Source organism: Bergeyella cardium, assembly GCF_003614945.1.
Classification (GTDB): domain Bacteria; phylum Bacteroidota; class Bacteroidia; order Flavobacteriales; family Weeksellaceae; genus Bergeyella_A; species Bergeyella_A cardium.
This window is the reverse complement of record NZ_QYCZ01000001.1, coordinates 186,349-203,762: the sequence shown is the minus strand read 5'-3', so window position 1 is coordinate 203,762 and position 17,414 is coordinate 186,349. Positions and strand designations below refer to the sequence as shown.

General features: G+C 41.2%; 19 protein-coding genes. All 19 read right to left on the bottom strand.

Features of this window, described 5'->3' with window-relative positions:
- Window positions 1-47: 47 nt before the first annotated feature.
- A complete protein-coding gene (locus tag D8991_RS00980) occupies window positions 48-596 on the bottom strand; it encodes a hypothetical protein (RefSeq protein ID WP_120488335.1) in 549 nt (182 codons plus the stop codon).
- A 5-nt stretch (window positions 597-601) separates the two neighbouring features.
- The gene (locus tag D8991_RS00975; protein ID WP_120488334.1) at window positions 602-1,408 is read right to left on the bottom strand and encodes a lysophospholipid acyltransferase family protein; all 807 of its coding nucleotides are present in this window, start codon (window positions 1,406-1,408) and stop codon (window positions 602-604) included.
- A gap of 22 nt (window positions 1,409-1,430) precedes the next feature.
- Window positions 1,431-2,048, bottom strand: coding sequence for an NUDIX hydrolase (locus D8991_RS00970; protein WP_120488333.1), 618 nt, complete (start codon window positions 2,046-2,048; stop codon window positions 1,431-1,433).
- 30 nt (window positions 2,049-2,078) lie between these two features.
- A complete protein-coding gene (locus D8991_RS00965; protein ID WP_120488332.1) occupies window positions 2,079-2,948 on the bottom strand; it encodes a PstS family phosphate ABC transporter substrate-binding protein in 870 nt (289 codons plus the stop codon).
- A complete protein-coding gene (locus tag D8991_RS00960) occupies window positions 2,923-3,135 on the bottom strand; it encodes a DUF308 domain-containing protein (protein WP_309568998.1) in 213 nt (70 codons plus the stop codon). Before D8991_RS00960 ends, D8991_RS00965 begins: the two co-directional genes overlap by 26 nt.
- 64 nt (window positions 3,136-3,199) lie before the next feature.
- Window positions 3,200-4,057 (bottom strand): energy transducer TonB, encoded by an 858-nt coding sequence (locus D8991_RS00955; RefSeq protein ID WP_120488330.1) that lies wholly within the window; start codon window positions 4,055-4,057, stop codon window positions 3,200-3,202.
- 18 nt (window positions 4,058-4,075) lie between these two features.
- On the bottom strand, window positions 4,076-4,633 hold the full coding sequence (locus D8991_RS00950; RefSeq protein ID WP_120488329.1) for a biopolymer transporter ExbD: 558 nt from the start codon (window positions 4,631-4,633) through the stop codon (window positions 4,076-4,078).
- Window positions 4,634-4,648: 15 nt separating this feature from the next.
- On the bottom strand, window positions 4,649-5,245 hold the full coding sequence (locus tag D8991_RS00945; RefSeq protein WP_120488328.1) for an ExbD/TolR family protein: 597 nt from the start codon (window positions 5,243-5,245) through the stop codon (window positions 4,649-4,651).
- Window positions 5,246-5,294: 49 nt separating this feature from the next.
- The gene (locus tag D8991_RS00940; protein ID WP_120488327.1) at window positions 5,295-6,158 is read right to left on the bottom strand and encodes a MotA/TolQ/ExbB proton channel family protein; all 864 of its coding nucleotides are present in this window, start codon (window positions 6,156-6,158) and stop codon (window positions 5,295-5,297) included.
- A gap of 257 nt (window positions 6,159-6,415) precedes the next feature.
- Window positions 6,416-9,466, bottom strand: coding sequence for a leucine--tRNA ligase (locus D8991_RS00935; protein WP_120488326.1), 3,051 nt, complete (start codon window positions 9,464-9,466; stop codon window positions 6,416-6,418).
- Window positions 9,467-9,622: 156 nt separating this feature from the next.
- Window positions 9,623-10,432, bottom strand: coding sequence for an NAD(P)H-quinone oxidoreductase (locus tag D8991_RS00930; RefSeq protein ID WP_120488325.1), 810 nt, complete (start codon window positions 10,430-10,432; stop codon window positions 9,623-9,625).
- Between the two features lie 55 nt (window positions 10,433-10,487).
- Window positions 10,488-10,694, bottom strand: a complete 207-nt coding sequence (locus D8991_RS00925; RefSeq protein ID WP_221407561.1) for a hypothetical protein — start codon at window positions 10,692-10,694, stop codon at window positions 10,488-10,490.
- A 93-nt stretch (window positions 10,695-10,787) separates the two neighbouring features.
- The gene (locus D8991_RS00920) at window positions 10,788-11,522 is read right to left on the bottom strand and encodes a sulfite exporter TauE/SafE family protein (RefSeq protein WP_120488323.1); all 735 of its coding nucleotides are present in this window, start codon (window positions 11,520-11,522) and stop codon (window positions 10,788-10,790) included.
- Window positions 11,513-11,959, bottom strand: coding sequence for a FixH family protein (locus D8991_RS00915; RefSeq protein WP_120488322.1), 447 nt, complete (start codon window positions 11,957-11,959; stop codon window positions 11,513-11,515). The genes D8991_RS00920 and D8991_RS00915 overlap by 10 nt, the downstream gene beginning before the upstream one ends.
- A gap of 45 nt (window positions 11,960-12,004) precedes the next feature.
- Entirely contained in the window at window positions 12,005-13,459 is a 1,455-nt protein-coding gene (ccoG, locus tag D8991_RS00910) for a cytochrome c oxidase accessory protein CcoG (RefSeq protein ID WP_120488321.1), read from the bottom strand.
- A 155-nt stretch (window positions 13,460-13,614) separates the two neighbouring features.
- Window positions 13,615-14,499: a c-type cytochrome gene (locus D8991_RS00905; RefSeq protein WP_120488320.1), complete on the bottom strand. Its 885-nt coding sequence runs from the start codon at window positions 14,497-14,499 to the stop codon at window positions 13,615-13,617.
- A 5-nt stretch (window positions 14,500-14,504) separates the two neighbouring features.
- Complete coding sequence (locus tag D8991_RS00900) at window positions 14,505-14,717, bottom strand: cbb3-type cytochrome oxidase subunit 3 (protein WP_120488319.1); 213 nt, start codon at window positions 14,715-14,717, stop codon at window positions 14,505-14,507.
- Window positions 14,718-14,783: 66 nt separating this feature from the next.
- Window positions 14,784-17,072: a cytochrome-c oxidase, cbb3-type subunit I gene (gene ccoN, locus D8991_RS00895; RefSeq protein ID WP_120488318.1), complete on the bottom strand. Its 2,289-nt coding sequence runs from the start codon at window positions 17,070-17,072 to the stop codon at window positions 14,784-14,786.
- 11 nt (window positions 17,073-17,083) lie between these two features.
- Window positions 17,084-17,266 (bottom strand): cbb3-type cytochrome oxidase assembly protein CcoS, encoded by a 183-nt coding sequence (gene ccoS / locus D8991_RS00890; protein ID WP_120488317.1) that lies wholly within the window; start codon window positions 17,264-17,266, stop codon window positions 17,084-17,086.
- Window positions 17,267-17,414 lie beyond the last annotated feature (148 nt).

The following is a 17,414-nucleotide window of genomic DNA, read 5'->3' as shown; positions in this document are numbered from 1 at the left end:
ATAAATATACAAATTTATCCCAATAAGCCAAATCCTTATATATTAACTCACTCCCATACCGAAACGGCATCATAAAATTCATCTTCCATAATACCCAATTGCTGGCAGAAATACTTTGCACCATCTATGTCTTTTAAAATCTCTTTATCTGATAATGCGATTTTAACCTTACCAAAGTCGGTATTCAATACGGAGGAAGAATCTGAAATTTGAGCATCTGGAGCTTTGTAGCCCATCTTCCTGAAATAATTGAGGGACTGATATACGGCGTGCTCCAAAGGCATTACAAAGTCTGGATAGACCAATATTCCCCCTTGGGTGATACCGGCAAGCATATCCGAATAGTTCTCTGTCTGCGATTGGCTCCCTATAAAGATAATCGTAGGTGGGAAATGCTGAGGAGCATTAGCATCATCGGTTTCCAAGATGAAAAAATCTTTTCCATTGAGGATAGCCTCTCCCGAACTCACATAATCATATTCTTTTTCGTGATAGTCCAAAACATAGCGTATAAGCTGTGAGATTTTGGGATGCAAGCCGAAAAGTATCACTCGGGTTTTGCCTTCCGAAAGCGCTGAGAGTTGTTTATAATCCACTTTTATTAAGGTTGTATTTGAGTTTCCTGTTGTTTTTTTAGTTCTTGCTCCTTATCGTACTGGTGCAGTAGATTGAAGTCTTCGGTTTGCTCTATGGCAATCATTATTTTATCTAAAATATCCTGCGTAGATTCGTTTTCATAGTCTAGTTCTAAAGGTTTTTTAAACTCCATTGTCGGTTTTACGCCTGTAACTTTCAGTTTGAGGCCTTTTTTATCAAACGCCCTTCTGAAGCCATTAATTTTAATCGGCACTACGATGGGTTTCTGGCTTTTTACGAGCTTGGCTGTTCCCTTTCTGCCCTGTGCAAAAGCAGAAGTAGTCCCCTGTGGGAAGGTAATCACCCAGCCATTATCAAGGGCTTTCATAATATTCTCCACCTCGCTCATATCTACCATACGATTTACATTTTTACCTTCGGAGCGCCAGGTTCTCTTTACGGTAACGGCTCCTGCGACCTTAAAAATCCGCGCCAGCAGGCCGTTATTCATCGTTTCCTTTGCTGCTACATAATAAAAATCAACCTTTGGATTAAGAAGGTAGATTGGGTTTTTTATGGTATTGAGATAGCCATTATTCACTGCACAAAACGCGTGATACATAGCTGCCACATCGGCAAAATAGGTTTGATGATTAGAAACGAAGAGTACATTGGTATCGGGTAAATCCACCAAATTTTCGCTTCCTGATATTTTCAGTTTATTAAAACCATTGAACCTACGATAGGAAATAAGCCCAAAGATGAAAATGATTAACCTTTTCAAGAAATAAGGCGTACCAAATGCATCAAAAAAGATATTTTTCTTAGCCATTAGAATAATTAGAGTGCCAAATTTACAAATTTTTAAGCAAGTGCCTAAGCTCGGAGAGTATCATAGAAGTCGCTCCCCAGATGATATGATTTTTAAATCGAATAGCGGGTACTTCGGTATTTCCCTCAGAAGGAAGCTCCATTAATGTTGGAGGTTCTGGCTGTATGAGTAGCTCAGAAACGGGAAATTCTATCAGCTCTACGGCTTCGGATTTTTGGAGTTTGAAAATAGGGTTTCGCTTGGTATAAGAAATAAAAGTATGCACATAGAAGTTGCTCGGCTGCACATAAATAGGCGAAAGACGCCTAATAATACGGATGTAGTGCCTGTCTATCCCCATCTCCTCATTTGTCTCTCGGATGGCGGTCTCCTCAAAGCTAAGGTCTCCCTCCTCATACTGCCCACCAGGGAGAGATACCTGCCCGCTATGGGTATCGTGTATATTCTTTGATCGGAGCATTAGTGGGAAGTACCACTCACCATCCTTTAAATAAAATAAGATATTGACGGCTGCCTGCTTCGGATTTCTTTGCAGAATCTCATCATAGGTATAGACGGGTCGGTACGGTGGCGAATACAACCGATGCGCCTCCTCTCCCAAAAGTTCCTGCTCTTTTATTTTCTTTACTAAATCTATCATTTGTGGTTTTTAAGCGAGGAAAAGCCTCTGCTAATTCATTCTCACCTCTCTCTTATAGAGGTTGTAGGGCTGAAGCCCCTCTTTCTCTACTACCAACTGTCCCTTTTGAGTACAAGAAAAACGAACAATACCTTTTGCTATACCAAAGCCTCCTTCATTATAGAGGAAATAGATAAGCCTTGTAAAAGGGTACTTCATCTCGGTAAGGTTTTTCCCCTCTGGGAAGATACGCTGCCCCTCAGACTGCACGGGTAAGATTTTCACTGAGTTTCTGAGCTCTTGCATTTGCTTATTATATTGCCTGCTGATGGTATTCAGGCTTATAACTCCAATCTTATCGGGGTGCTTTTCCAAAGTTTGGATTACATTTTCATTACCATTCATCACATAATACTTCAATTCGGAAGGTCTATGCCCAATTTTGTCCGAAATAAAATTCAGATTGCTGGAATTATTCCCATCAAATACAAAATTCTTCTTATCTGAAAGCAGTTCTGCCTTTATTTCCTCTAATGAAATACTCTCTCGGTCAGAATTTTTATGGGTAATGAAAAGCACTGCATCGGCAGCGAAATAATCAGGTTGAAACTTCGTCTCCATAATCTGTTCATACTCCGATTTTTCTTTCTCAGTCAATGGTTTTGAAATAGCGATGAGCTTGGCTTCATTTTTCATTAGCCTTGAAAGAGCTAAGTCTTCTTTCATTACCTCTACACTTACTTCTGTTTGTGGGTAGCGTATCATATAGGCATCTGCCAATGCTTCTACCACACTTTTAAAGGAGTCATCTGTAAGTATGGTAATTTTCCCTTTATTGAAATCTATCATTTTCTCTTCTTTTTTTGAACAGGAAATGATGAGGAGGAAGATGAGACTAAAAACGGGAAGAATTTTTTTCATTTTTGTTTTTCCTAATTTTATAAATAGCTCTGAGTATTCTGAAAATACCATAGGCGATAAGCAATGCCCCCAAAGCATAGGCTGTGGTGGTTTCCAAACGATTGATAAAAAATTTGTATGTGATAACGACGACTCCCATTACGATATAGAAAAAGCCCGTTACCAATGATAACCAGTTAAACATCATAGCCACAAAAATAATAAAAAAAGAGAAGCCCTAAGACTTCTCTCTCTATAAATAATTATAAAAATTATTCAAACTGCATTGTAATTGGGAATCTGTATCGCGATCTTACCGCTTGCCCATTTACTTTACCTGGATTCCACTTCTGCTTAATGGACTTAATGGTTCTTTCTGCTTCTTTATTAAATGCCGTATTTGAACCCGTAGCCTTTACGCTGGAAATAGTTCCATCTCTTTCTACCACGAAGGTGATTTCTGTTTTTACGGTACCCTCACCTTCCATAGATTCATTATTAAAATTCTCTTGGAACTTTCTACGGAAGCCATTGAGCCCTCCACCTGTAAATTCCGCCTCCTGATCTACGGTTTGATAAACTTCAGTAGTAGAAACTTGTGGTTTTACTTCCACTGTAGTGCCTTTTCCTGTACCGGATGGCGGTGGTGGCGGTGGTGTATAGCTTGATGGCGCTTTTACCCCCTCTTGATTCACCGCTCCAGTAGTGGTTTGGGTCTGCACACTGATTGGTGGCGGTGGAGTTTCTACGTTAGGAGCTTTTGTAGGTTCTGGAACCAAGTTCTGAATAATCTCCTGCTGAGGTGGTTCCTCCTGCTGAGGTGGTGGTGGCGGCGGAGTATCCTCTGGTTCTTCTATAATTTCCTCCTCTTCTGGCAGGTCATCTTCTATATTGATTAATACAGAATCTACCTCCTTTGCTGCTGGAGCTGTAAGTCTCTCAATCGTTACATAGATAAGAGGAGTAAGCGCCAATACGAGGAAAAGAACCGTACCGATAATAAATGACTTGGTCAATATCTTAGCATAATTAAATCTAAGGTCGTATGCACCATAGTCTTTATTTCTGTTTTCAAATACAATTTCATCTAAAGACAGATTTTGTTCATTGTATTGTATATCATTAGCCATAATCGTCTATAATTAAGATTAGTTTGCAGATGCAGGATTTCCTGCTTTTTTATCATAAATTGGCTTTTCCCAAGTCTTGATTTCGGTTACACCGTATCTTTCATTACCTGTAATCGCCATTTCATCTAAAAGATCTACAAAGTTTTTATATACCGCATCATCTGTAGGCTTAATGATAACTGTAAATATACTTTTATCTTTAGCCTTAGCCTTAGCTTGCTCAATTACTTTTCTTACCCCCTCACGGTCAAAGTTGGTCTCCATAAGGTTTTGCTCATTTAGACTTTCTTTGTCTTGCTGGTGGTAGAAAATTCTATCGTCTTTACCCAAAATCAGAGATATGGAATTTGATAAATCAATTTCTTTCTTTTCCAATTGTTGAGTTTCATCTTTTGGTTTTGCAGGTAATCCTAAGTCCATTACATTAGGTTTGCTAAATGTAGTGGTAAACATAAAGAATGTAATCAATAGGAAACCCAAGTCTACCATCGGGGTCATATCTACCCTCGTGCTCTGCTTCTTGGAGCGGACTTTACCGCCCTTTCCGCTATCTTCTTTTACTTGTACTTCTGCCATTTCTCAATTCTTTATTTAGTTAGATTCCTGAGTTGTAATCAACCAAAACTGGAGGAAGTTAATCTCTCTCAAGCCTTCAAAGAGGTCTTTTACCTTAGGGTATTTGGTATTTACATCGCCTTTTACTGCCATTTTATAGCTGCCATTTACATTAAGGCTTTGCTGTACCCAGTCGATTAATTCTCTCTTTGTACTATCGAGCGGAATTCCGTCCGCTTTCACATTTTTCTGCTCATCTTCTGAAAGCTCTAAAAAGCCTTTTAGTTTAGACATTGGTACTCCAATAGCTGTAACCTTAGTGAATGCTACTTTATTTTCATCTGTAAAATTCACTTTATATTTCTCTCCCATAGCTTCCAGGAGTTTTATCCTTTCTGAACCATTTTCCACAGGCTGGAAGTAGAATTTCCCTTCTGGGGTTATATTAATGGTCATCAAACTCGCATCTGGGAGTAGCTTTTCTGAAATAGAAGATGGCGGTTTTATCTGCTCCACATCAGGTTTTTTAAACTGTGTGGTGAGGATAAAGAAGGTCAGTAACAGGAAGGCAACATCACACATCGCCGTCATATCTGTTACTACACCGTGTCTTTTTGGTTTTATTCTCGCCATTATTCTTTTGGATTTTTATTTAACTTATAAACTTCAAGTAGGCAGATTCTTAGTTGAATTCTGCAAAAGATTGCTGGATAGACATTGATATTTCATCAATTTTATAAGTCATTCCATCAATTTTAGAAGTAAAGAAGTTATAAAGGATAATCGCAATCGCAGAAGTACCAATACCTAATGCAGTATTAATCAATGCTTCTGAGATACCGATAGAAAGAGCTGCTGCATCTGGCGTACCACCACCTGAACCTAATGCGTGAAACGCCTTAATCATACCGATTACGGTACCGAGTAGCGCCACAAGCGTAGCCACTGTACCAAGAGTGGAAAGAATCATCATATTCTTTTCAAGCATTGGCATTTCAAGGGTTGTAGCTTCCTCAATAGACTTATTAAGTGCAGCCATTTTTTGTTCTTTATTTAGGGTTGTGTCTTTAGCTAATGCCTTATAAGTTGTAAGCCCTTCTCTCACCACATTTCCCACAGTGCCTTGCTGTCTGTCGCATTCTTCAAGAGCTTCATCAACTTTGTTTTGATTAAGTAAAGACCTTACTTTTATTACGAAAGCATCAAGATTACCTTTACCTTGTGCTCTATTTAAAACGAAAAATCTTTCGAAAGAGAATACAATTACGGTAATCATAAAGAGAATAAGGATGTGTACAACAGGCCCCCCCATATAGATAATCCCCATAAAGCCTTCAGGTGTTAATTCCTTAGATTCCACATCAGCCAAAGCTACAGAAGCACCTGTAAGTCTTGGATCAGCTTTAAAGTTTCCTGGATTACCTAATACGAAAACATAAATAGATAATGCAATTACATAAAGTATTGGTAAAATAATCGCGGGGTTAAGACCTCCTTTTTTCTTTTGAGCCACTTCTACAAGCTCGTTTGAAACATTCATTTCCATAGTTAAACTAAAATTATAATTATTATTTTTATCTTTTTTTGAGGGCGTAAAGTAAAGTAAAAAAAAACTTATACTCCAAATATTTAAAGCAATATTCAGATAATTTTACCTAACAAATACTTAAAAACCCATTATTATATCTACAATTTAATCCTCTTTTTTTTCTAACTTTTGTCAATTAGACAATAATCAGTATAAAATTAAAAATATTACGGCTTATTTTTATTGATTAAGCAATCACCAAAACCCCTGCATTCTTATACCACAATATTGATAATCTTCTTAGGAACTACGATGATTTTCTTGGGTTGATTACCGTTTAACTGCTGAATAACCCGATCGTCTTTCACTACCAATGCCTCTATTTCTTCTTTGGAAAGTGCAGCAGAGAAAGGCAGTTTAAACCTCATCTTACCATTAAAACTCACTGGATATTCTATCTCATCTTCCACAAGATAGCTTTCGTTAAGCACAGGGAAAGGCACAAAATCCACGCTTTCGCTATGCCCCAAAAGGCTCCAAAGCTCCTCGCAAAGATGCGGTGCATACGGCGATATAAGTACAGCCAAGGGCTCTAATATCTCTCGTTTGTTGCATTTCATCTTTTGAAGTTCGTTAACCGCAATCATAAACTGCGATACTGAGGTATTAAAGGAGAAATGCTCTATATCATACACCACTTTCTTGATGAGCGTGTGGAGGACTTTCAGTTCGGGTTTGGTAGGTGCTTCGTCGGAAACAGAGAACGCATCCCCATCAAAATAGAGGTTATAGAACTTTTTAAGGAAGCCATATACCCCGCTTAGCCCCTGAGTATTCCAAGGTTTTGACTGCTCGAGTGGCCCGAGGAACATCTCATACAGCCGCAAGCAGTCGGCTCCATATTCTTCGCAAATATCATCGGGATTTACTACATTATACTTGGATTTAGACATCTTTTCTACCTCTCTCTCGGTAATGTATTTACCGTCTTCCAAGATAAATTCGGCATCCTTAAACTCTGGTCGCCAAGCCTTGAACTTATCCAAATCCAGCTCGTCCGAAGTTCCTTTTAATAAAGAAATATCGATGTGAATAGGAGTGACATCTTTGTAAACCCATTCTACCTCAAAAGAATCACATATATTTTTTATGTTTGTATTTTTTATAAAATTTTGTCTAATTTCGTCATTCAAAATATCTGGGTCAAAAGTACCTTTTTTCTGTAAAATATATCCTTCATCCACGATATCTTTTAATAGCCCATAAGAAATATATCTGTTTTTTAATTCATATTGTTTATGATTATCAAAATACCCAATATATTTTAATTCACCATCAAAATTCTTATACAATTTTATGACATAATGAAAGTCTATCCGATACACAAAAGCACTCATTCCCAAAACCATCCCTTGGTTTATCATCTTTTGGAAAGGTTCTTCGTGGCTGATGAATCCTCTGTCTTTCAGGAACATAGTCCAAAAACGAGAATAAAGAAGATGCCCCGTAGCGTGCTCGCTTCCGCCAATGTAGAGATCTACCTGCCCCCAATAATCAGAAATCGCCTTATTACAAAACGAATCCTCGTTATGAGCGTCCATATATCGGAGGAAGTACCAAGAGCTCCCTGCCCAGCCTGGCATCGTGGAGAGTTCTAATGGGAAAACCCTATCCCCTGCCTTTGATGGGTCTTGTGGAGCGGGAACTACACATTGATTAATCTCATCCCAATACCACGCTTTTGCATTGCCGAGTGGCGGGTCTCCATCTTCTGTTGGAAGGTATTTCTCCACCTCTGGAAGCTCGAGAGGGAGGGCTGAAACAGGCAGAGTATAAGGCACACCATCTTCGTAATAGACAGGCACGGGCTCTCCCCAATACCTTTGGCGGGAGAATATCGCATCTCTTTGTCGGTAATTGGTTTGTCGTTTCCCTGCATTATGGCTCTCCAAATACTTAAGCACGGTATCGGTAGCTTTATTAAAATCGGTTTCTCCATTGAGGAAGTCGGAGTTCTGATAAATCATCCCCTCCTTATTCGTATAAGCCCCGTCAGAAAGGTCTTTATCAAATATATTTTTAATACTGATATTAAAGTGTTGAGCAAAGGCATAGTCTCTATCATCACCGCAAGGGACAGCCATTACGGCACCTGTACCATAGCCCGCAAGCACATAATCTCCCAGCCAAATAGGAATAGGCTCTTGGGTAATCGGATGCTCGGCATACGCCCCAGTAAAGACCCCGGAGATGTTCTTCACATCTGCCATTCTTTCGCGCTCGGAGCGTTTGGAGGTGGCTTCAATATATTCCTCCACCGCCTGCTTCTGCTCGGGAGAGGTAATGAATTTTACAAGCTGGTGCTCGGGAGCGAGGGTAATGAATGACACCCCGAAAATCGTATCTGGTCGAGTGGTGAAGACCTCTATATACTCCTCCGTACCTTGCACCTTGAATCTCACTGATGCTCCTTCGGATTTCCCGATCCAGTTCCTTTGGCTTTCTTTCACGGCTTCTGACCAGTCCAAGCCCTCAAGACCTTTTAATAATCTATCGGAATACGCTGTGATGCGCATAGACCACTGCATCATTTTCTTTTGGAATACGGGATAGCCTCCTCGTTCGGACTTACCATCTTTCACCTCATCATTTGCGAGTACAGTACCGAGCGCAGGGCACCAATTAACAGTAGTCTCGGCACGATACGCCATACGATAATTGAGTAGGATTTCCTGCTTTGTGGTTTCGGTGTAGGCTTTCCACTGCTCGGCAGAGAAATCAAGTGCCTCAGATTGTGCTGCGAAAAGCCCCTCAGTACCGTGCTTCTCCAAGTGCTGAACGAGCGTGCTGATGCACTCCGCCCTATCATTCGCCTTATTGTACCAAGAGTGGAAGAGCTGAATAAATATCCATTGCGTCCATTGATAATACGAAGCATCTGATGTGCGAAGCTCCCTGCTCCAATCAAAGGAAAAGCCTATCTTACGGAGCTGCTGCTCGTATCGGTTGATATTCTCTTTAGTGGTAATGGCTGGGTGCTGCCCTGTCTGTATCGCATACTGCTCGGCAGGGAGACCAAAGCTGTCGTACCCCACAGGATGCAGCACATTATAGCCCTGATGCCTTTTAAACCTCGCATAAATATCACTCGCAATATACCCCAACGGATGCCCCACATGCAGCCCTGCACCCGACGGATAGGGGAACATATCCAGCACATAGTACTTGGGTTTCTCGCTGTTGGTGGGTTGGCTGGCATTAAAGGTCTGGTGCTCCTGCCAATACTTCTGCCATTTTTTCTCTATCTCTTGGTGATTGTAAAACATTTTTTGGTTATTTAAGATACAAATTTAATATTTTAGAATAATATTGAAAGCCATCATAAAAGCTGTACGGCCTTAATCTCCATTTTCCTTGACCCAACACCGTAGCCGGTGGGGCACTTATTCATTTTCATTGACCTAAGGTTCATTTTCCTTGACCTAGGGCTCACTTATATTAAGTACAAACTTACCGAAGTGCCCACCTTTGTCGAGCATTGGGAAGAGATCTACTTCTGGAGCTTTGCCTTGCATCACGCCTATTTGAACGATGGTTCCGTACATTGCCGCTACATCATAATTTCGCTGTACATAAGTCCCCGCTATCAAGTCGAGCACATAATCTACCCCTCTACCTTCGGTATGCTGTTTCACTACCTGCACAAAATCCTCTTCTCGGTAATTAATGGCTATATCGGCTCCTAATTCAATGCTACGGATTTGGTTTTCTTTATTCGATACAGTAGTAAAAATCTGACTAGCACCAAAAGCCTTTGCAAGCATCGTAGCCGTAGTACCAATCCCCGATGCACCCCCGTGGATAAGGATAGATTTACCCTCCGTAAAGCCCGCAAATTGAAAGAGGTGTGCCCAGACCGTCATAAAAGTTTCTAAGAAACCTCCAGCTTCCGTGAGAGACAAGCCCGTAGGAATGGGAACCGTATTTTCTGCTTTGGCAACGGCATATTCGGCATAGCCTCCGCCTTGTATAAGGGCGCAAACCTCCTGCCCTACAGCAAAAGTCCCAGCACTATCGGACTGCACCACCGTACCCGAAACCTCAAGCCCTGGGATTTCGGTTACCCCCTTCGGAGGGGCATAAAGCCCTTTTCTTTGCATTACATCTGGACCATTAATCCCCGCCGTATGCACCTTGATAAGGAGCTCATCGTGCTGAGGAGTAGGTATAGGTACCTCTACAAGCGCTATAACCTCTGCACCACCTGCTCCATTAAAGTGTATTGCTTTCATTGTTTCAACTTATTAAAACAGGTGCAAATATAGAGCATCATAGCTGGTGAGACAATTATCCTGTGGCTACTGGCTTTTGGCTCATACCCGATAGTTCTAATAATGGACAGTAACTTTTAGGCATATACATATCCTTTTTGAAGGAGGATATTCTACTCATTGAAGGAGGTTTATTACTTTTTTTCTCATCGGAGGCATTGATTAGAGGCATTGCCTCTTTTATTATTTCATCGGAGGAAGAATACAGCATTTCTAGCTTCATCCAACCCACTGCGTGGGGAATACTTACACCGTAGCCGGTGGGGCAATTAAAAACAATTGCCTCACCTGCAAGATGTGATCCCCACACAGTGGGCTAGTGGCAGGTGGGTTGGGTATGGGGGGAGGCATTAGGCTGGTGGATGTGTAGCACTTCGGATTTTGGGGAAAGGTAGGGAATGCCAAGCTGCAAGCCCCGAAGGATGAATAACGCTCCCATAATGAGCATTAGGATAGGGATGAGCTTGAGGATTTTAATCCTCAATGCTTGTGTCATTAGATTGCCGAGGAACACGATGACAAACATAAAAGGTAAGGTGCCAAGACCAAAGAGCGCCATAAAGACGGCACCCTCCTTCACTCCGCCGTAGGCAAGCGATGCGGTAAGCGCCATATAGACCATTCCGCAGGGCAGGAGACCGTTGAGCACCCCTGTGAGGTATCGAGAGGAGTAGCCCGAGCGATGCATCATTTTACCTAAATTGATTTTAATCCTTAGAAGAAGGCGATGCAGAAGCGGTATTTTGGCTGAGAAATCGGCACTGCCGAAGGAGAAAATCGCCATAAGGATAAGCGCTACGCCAGCAAAGAGGCTGAGGTACTGCTGAAGCCCTACGATGCTGAGCCCCTCGCCGAGGATACCGAAGACCGCTCCGAGTAGGGCATAGGTCGTGATACGCCCAAGCTGATAACTGAGGTTTTGCAGGTAGAAACCGAGCGCTCGCCTACCCGTAAGACCAAGCGAAAGCGCTATGGGACCACACATACCAATGCAGTGAAAGCCCGACGCAAAGCCGAGCCCTAATGCTGATATGATAAGCCCTATTTCCATTGTATATCGTAATCTACTTGATAGCTTTCTCCGTCTTTATTCCAGCTGAGCTTTAAGGTATAGCTCCCTCTCTTCAATACAGCAGAGGGTATGGTGTAGCGATGGGCATTGAGCTTAAAATGCTGCTGTACATCGAGGTTTTTGTCATCGGTTCTGTACAGATAGAAGCTAAAATGGGCGTTATCATTATTAATATCCTCTGGAAAGGAGATTTCTATACCACTGCTCTGGAGCTGTACGGAAGGAATCTCTTCCAATGCTGCTGCACGGTTTTTAGCATCGATTACTTGCTGGTACATTAGCTCTTCCTGATAGTAGTTATCCGTGATAAGTTCTGAATTTTGCATCGTTTGGGTGAAATAGACCACAAGCCCCACGATGAAGATGATGAACGAAGTCAATGCTACCAATATGCCGTGCCCCCAATTGAATTTCATACTTATAATTTCTATTAATGATTTTGTTTTGTACTCTATGGGCAGCTAGAACTGCATCTTAAATGGCCCTTCGTAATAGGTTTCGTAAGAATCTATCATCTCGCCATTAGCATCAAATACCCCAATTAGAATGCTTTGCTTGGCGAGGCTAATCTCTTTCTCTGGGAACTGAATATTGATAGTTCCTTTTAATATGGCGTCTCGTTTTACGGTGATTTTATCGCTACCGCTGTAGAGCACAGTACCATTAGCTGGCGAGAGCACCTTGAATGATACGGTAATATCTCGGTTGGATTTATTCAGCAAGGTATAATCATAAGTATTATTTACCTTACCGTCTCTGATGACATAGGTGCTGCCCGCAGGTTTGATGAACTTCGCCTCCATAATGCCTCTGTCATAAAGAAGATAGCCGAGGAAAGCGATAAGCCCCACAAGGACGAGGGCATAGAGTTTCATCCTAAGGGTAAAATGGAATTTGGTTTCGGATTCTATCTCTGCCTCTGTAGCATAACGGATGAGCCCTTTGGGGAAGCCGACTTTCTCCATCACCTCATCGCAGGCGTCGATACAAGCAGTGCAATTCACACACTCGAGCTGCTGACCATTGCGAATGTCTATCCCCGTAGGGCATACCACTACACACTGGTTGCAGTCTATACAGTCTCCTTTACCGAGTGCTTGGCGGTCTTCATTCTTTTTCCACTTAGCGCGCCCAGCGGTACCTTCTCCTCTCTTGAAGTCGTAATATACATTGATGGTTTCTTTATCAATGAGCACTCCCTGCAATCTTCCGTAAGGGCAAACGAGGGTGCACGCCTGCTCTCTGAACCACGCAAAAACGAAGTAGAAAGTAGCAGTGAATAGAACCATTACCACAAAGTTGGTCGTGCGTACGAAAGGACCTTCTTTCATTATTCGGAAGACTTCCGCGTAGCCCACTACATACATAAACATAAAGTGGGTGATGATAAGAGAGATGGTGATATAGATGCTCCATTTAAGCCCTCGCTTACGGATTTTCTCCCAGTCCCACTTCTGTTTATCGAGCTTTATTTGCTTGTTTCTGTCGCCCTCTATCCAGTATTCTATCTTGCGGAATACCATTTCCATAAATATGGTTTGAGGACAAATCCAGCCACAGAATATCCTTCCGTACGCTACCGTAAATAAGATAATGAATACCAGAGAAGCGATAGCTCCTAATGCTAAGATGAAAAAGTCCTGCGGATAGAAAGGCTGACCGAAGATGTAAAACTGCCTGTCGAGTATGTTAATCATCAGGAAAGGGTTGCCGCTAATCCGAATAAATGGAGTAACGAAAAACACCGTAAGCAATCCTATTGCGACTATGGTTCTGTAATCGGTATACTTCCCTTTCGGTTTCCTTGGGTATACCCATTTCCTCTTTCCAGATTGCTCCATAGTACCTACGGAATCTCTGAAAGTTTCGGGGTTGAGTACTTGCCCTTGTCCGCCTTTTATTTCTGATTCTTCCATTGTTAATCTTGTTAATCATTAGCCTGAAACATCTGTTTGAGGCTAAGAAATTAGATTTGATTTATTGTGAAAGCAAACGGGCTTAATGCGCTACGCTTTAAGCCCATTGCATAAGTTATGCGCTCTGCTGAGAGCGGCAGTACGCGGATGAGCTACTACTGCCAGTGAGCTTCCTTACCTTGTGGTGCAGCACCGCCTTTATCCTGAGTAACGGGAGGCTGCTCTTGGTTGATGTGATAGACATAGGCTGCTACATTCTGAATGTCTTTACCCGTGAGCACGCCATTCTTACCAAAAGCCTGCATAGAAGGGTTGTTGGGCGAGCCATTCTCTACCACATTAAAGATATTCTTAAAGAGGGTTTTCTCTGGTTGGTTTATCCAGTAGTTATCGGTAAGGTTAGGTCCTATACCTCCCTTGCCTCCTTCCAAGTGGCAGGATACACAGTTGGCTTTAAAAAGCTCTTCACCAGCGCTAATGTTGTCCTGAGAATAGGTAGCATTATCTATGGTAATGATGTTTTTAGGGTCTGCTTCATACGCAGCGATACTTGCAAGCTGATGTTTATATTCTTGCTCATATTCTTTATCTGCATTGGCAAAATCTCCTACACCTCCAAAGTAGAATATAATATAGACTACGCAGTATACTACTCCTATCCAGAATAGCCCGAGCCACCATTTCGGGAGCTGATTATCGAGTTCCATAATACCGTCAAAGCCGTGGTCTATAAGGATATCTTTTTCCTCCGCAGCAGATTGCTGTTTAAATGCACTTCTGTACATTCTTACGAAGTAAGGAATCTTTTTCTCTGCGAGGTAAGCCTGCTTTTCTGCATCGGAGAGTCTGCTTAGCCTCTCTTTTTCCATTTTATTGCCAATAGAGTGGCTGATAAGCGCCATCAAGATACCGAATACCGCAGTACCGATAAAGTAAGGCGAGAGTAGAAACGATAAGTTCTGAATAATCATATAGAACAACATAAATAGCAATGAAAGCACTACTAAAATATTGATGATAAGGGGTGTTCTTTGTTTCATTTTCGTTATAATTTAGTTAAACCAATATCTGTATTCTCTTCCTGTTTTTCGTCTTCCAAAGGGATATTCTGCTCCTCTTGGTAGTATTTCTTCGGTCGGCTGATAACATACCACACCAGCGCCATAAACACAAGGATGAAAAGTATCATTGCCAAAGTCTGAAACAGACCTGAATACTCACCACCAGCGACAATATCTTTAAAACTTTGAGGAATCATTGTATATATTGGTTAAGTGAAAGGGAAGAGCTGAGGAAAGTACTGCCACAGCCCTTTGCCTTATAATTAGTTATTACTTGCTGTTTTTATTTCAGTTGTTTTAATATCTGTACCAAGCCTTTGGAGGTAAGCGATAAGAGCGGTGATTTCTCTTTCCTCTAATGGGATAAAGTCTGCACCTTTTTTAGCCTTTTCTTTTTCTATTGCTTCCTTGATATCTGGCGCTTCTTTGTAAATATCTCTTACAATACCTGCTGCTTGATTATTAGCCCAAGTGTTTGCAGAGTCTATCTCGGCTTGAGTATAAGGTATATCATAAACATCTTTCATAAACTGGATTTTATCTTGGGTAAGCGACCTGTCCAGCTTGTGAGCTATCAGCCAAGGGTATCTCGGCATAATAGAACGAGGAGATGTTAATCTTGGGTTATACATATGCTTGAAGTGCCAAGAACTTGGGTTCTTACCTCCTTGTCTGTGTAAGTCTGGCCCTGTTCTTTTAGAGCCCCAAAGGAATGGTCGGTCATAGACGAATTCACCTGCTTTGGAATATTGTCCGTTTTTACCATTAAATCTTACCACTTCATCACGGAATGGACGAATCATCTGAGAGTGGCAAGAATTACAACCCTCACGGATGTAGAGGTCTCTGCCTTCCAGCTCGAGAGGAGTATAAGGCTTCACCGCTGTGATGGTAGGCACATTTTCCTTTACGAGCAAAGTAGGAACAATCTCTAAGAAACCACCAATAGCCAATGCAACAAATGAAAGAATACTGAAAAGAAAAGGCGTTCTCTCTAACCAAAGGTGATAGCCTTCGCTTTGTTTTCTGTTTTTACTGATTCGAGCCAATGCAGGAGCTTCCGCAGGAACTTCTTTCTGGAAAGAGCCCGCTCTTACAGTAGCAATGACATTAACTACCATTAGAATAGACCCTGAGAGATAAAGTACTCCACCTAAGAATCTCATCTTATAATAAGGGAGAATTGCAGAGACTGTATCTAACCAGTTTTTCCATACAAGGGTACCATCGTCATTAAACTCTTTCCACATCAAGCCCTGAGTAAATCCAGCGATATAAAGCGGAATAGCATAGAATATAATCCCCAATGTACCTAACCAGAAATGCCAGTTTGCCAGTTTAGTAGACCAGAGTTTGGTTCTCCACATAATAGGAATGAGGTAGTAAATCATACCGAATGCTATAAAGCCATTCCAGCCGAGTGCACCAAGATGCACATGCCCGATAACCCAGTCCGTATAGTGCCCAATCTTATTTAAAGTTTTAGTTGCCAGAATAGGTCCTTCAAATGTAGCCATACCATAGCAGGTAATCGCCACTACAAAGAATTTAAGAATAGGATTATCCCTCACCTTATCCCAAGCGCCTCTCAGGGTAAGGAGACCATTAAGCATACCTCCCCAAGAAGGAGCGATAAGCATTACTGAAAAACCTGTTCCCAATGCTTGAGCCCAGCCTGGTAAAGCCGTATACTGAAGGTGGTGAGGCCCTGCCCAGATATATACGAATATTAATGACCAGAAGTGGATGATAGATAATTTATAAGAGAATACAGGTCTATTGGCTGCCTTTGGAACAAAGTAGTACATCAGCCCCAAGATAGGCGTAGTAAGGAAGAATGCCACAGCATTATGCCCATACCACCATTGTACCAAGGCATCTTTTACCCCTGCGTATGCAGAATAGGATTTCCAGCCAGTAAAGGATAATGGAACTTCCAAATTATTAAAAATATGAAGCATTGCTACAGCAATCCAAGTACCTATGTAGAACCAGATAGCAACATACAAGTGGCGAACCCTCCTCTTGGCAATGGTTCCAAACATATTGATACCGAAAAGAACCCAGGATATAGTGATGAGAATATCGATAGGCCATTCGTGCTCAGCATATTCCTTAGAGGTATTAATCCCCATTAAGAAAGTAATCACCACAGCAACAATCATAATTTGCCAGCTCCAGAAATGTACCCAAGAAAGCGTATCACTAAACATTCTTGTTTTGAGCAGCCTCTGCATTGAGTAATAAGCCCCTGCAAAAATGCAGTTCCCAACGAATGCAAAAATCACTGCCGAAGTATGCAGCATTCGAATTCTTCCAAAGCCAAATGCACCGTGAGTGTCAATTAATCCTTGAAGCCCTCCTGAGCCGATTTCCCTTAAACTCTTAATCGTAGGGTCATCAGTACCAAAAATAAACTCTGGTAATTCAGGATAGAAAAGCATAAGTGCAGCCGTGAGTCCTAACAAGAAGCCTACAACCCCAAAAATGATTGTAGCATAGAGGAAAGCTCGCACAATGCTGTTGTCGTAACTAAACTTTTGTACTTCCATATAAATCTATTTTATTTTTTCTCGTTGTTTAATTCTTGGTTTTCATTTTGTTTTGATTCATCATCAAATAAAATTCTCACAGCAGGAGATTCATCATCTTCAAACTGCCCTTTTTTCACATTTATAATAAATACGATAAGGAAGATTAAAGCTAATGACACGCTACACAATATCATTAAGTATAGAATATCCATCTGTTTCAGAGTATTTCGTGGCAAAATTAATGAAAGAATTGATTTTATTAAAGGTAATAAAACCTTGATTAATTGATATAAACTATAACGAAAATAGGGATAATCTATATGAATTATTAATTATTTTTAGTCTATTTTATGATTAATG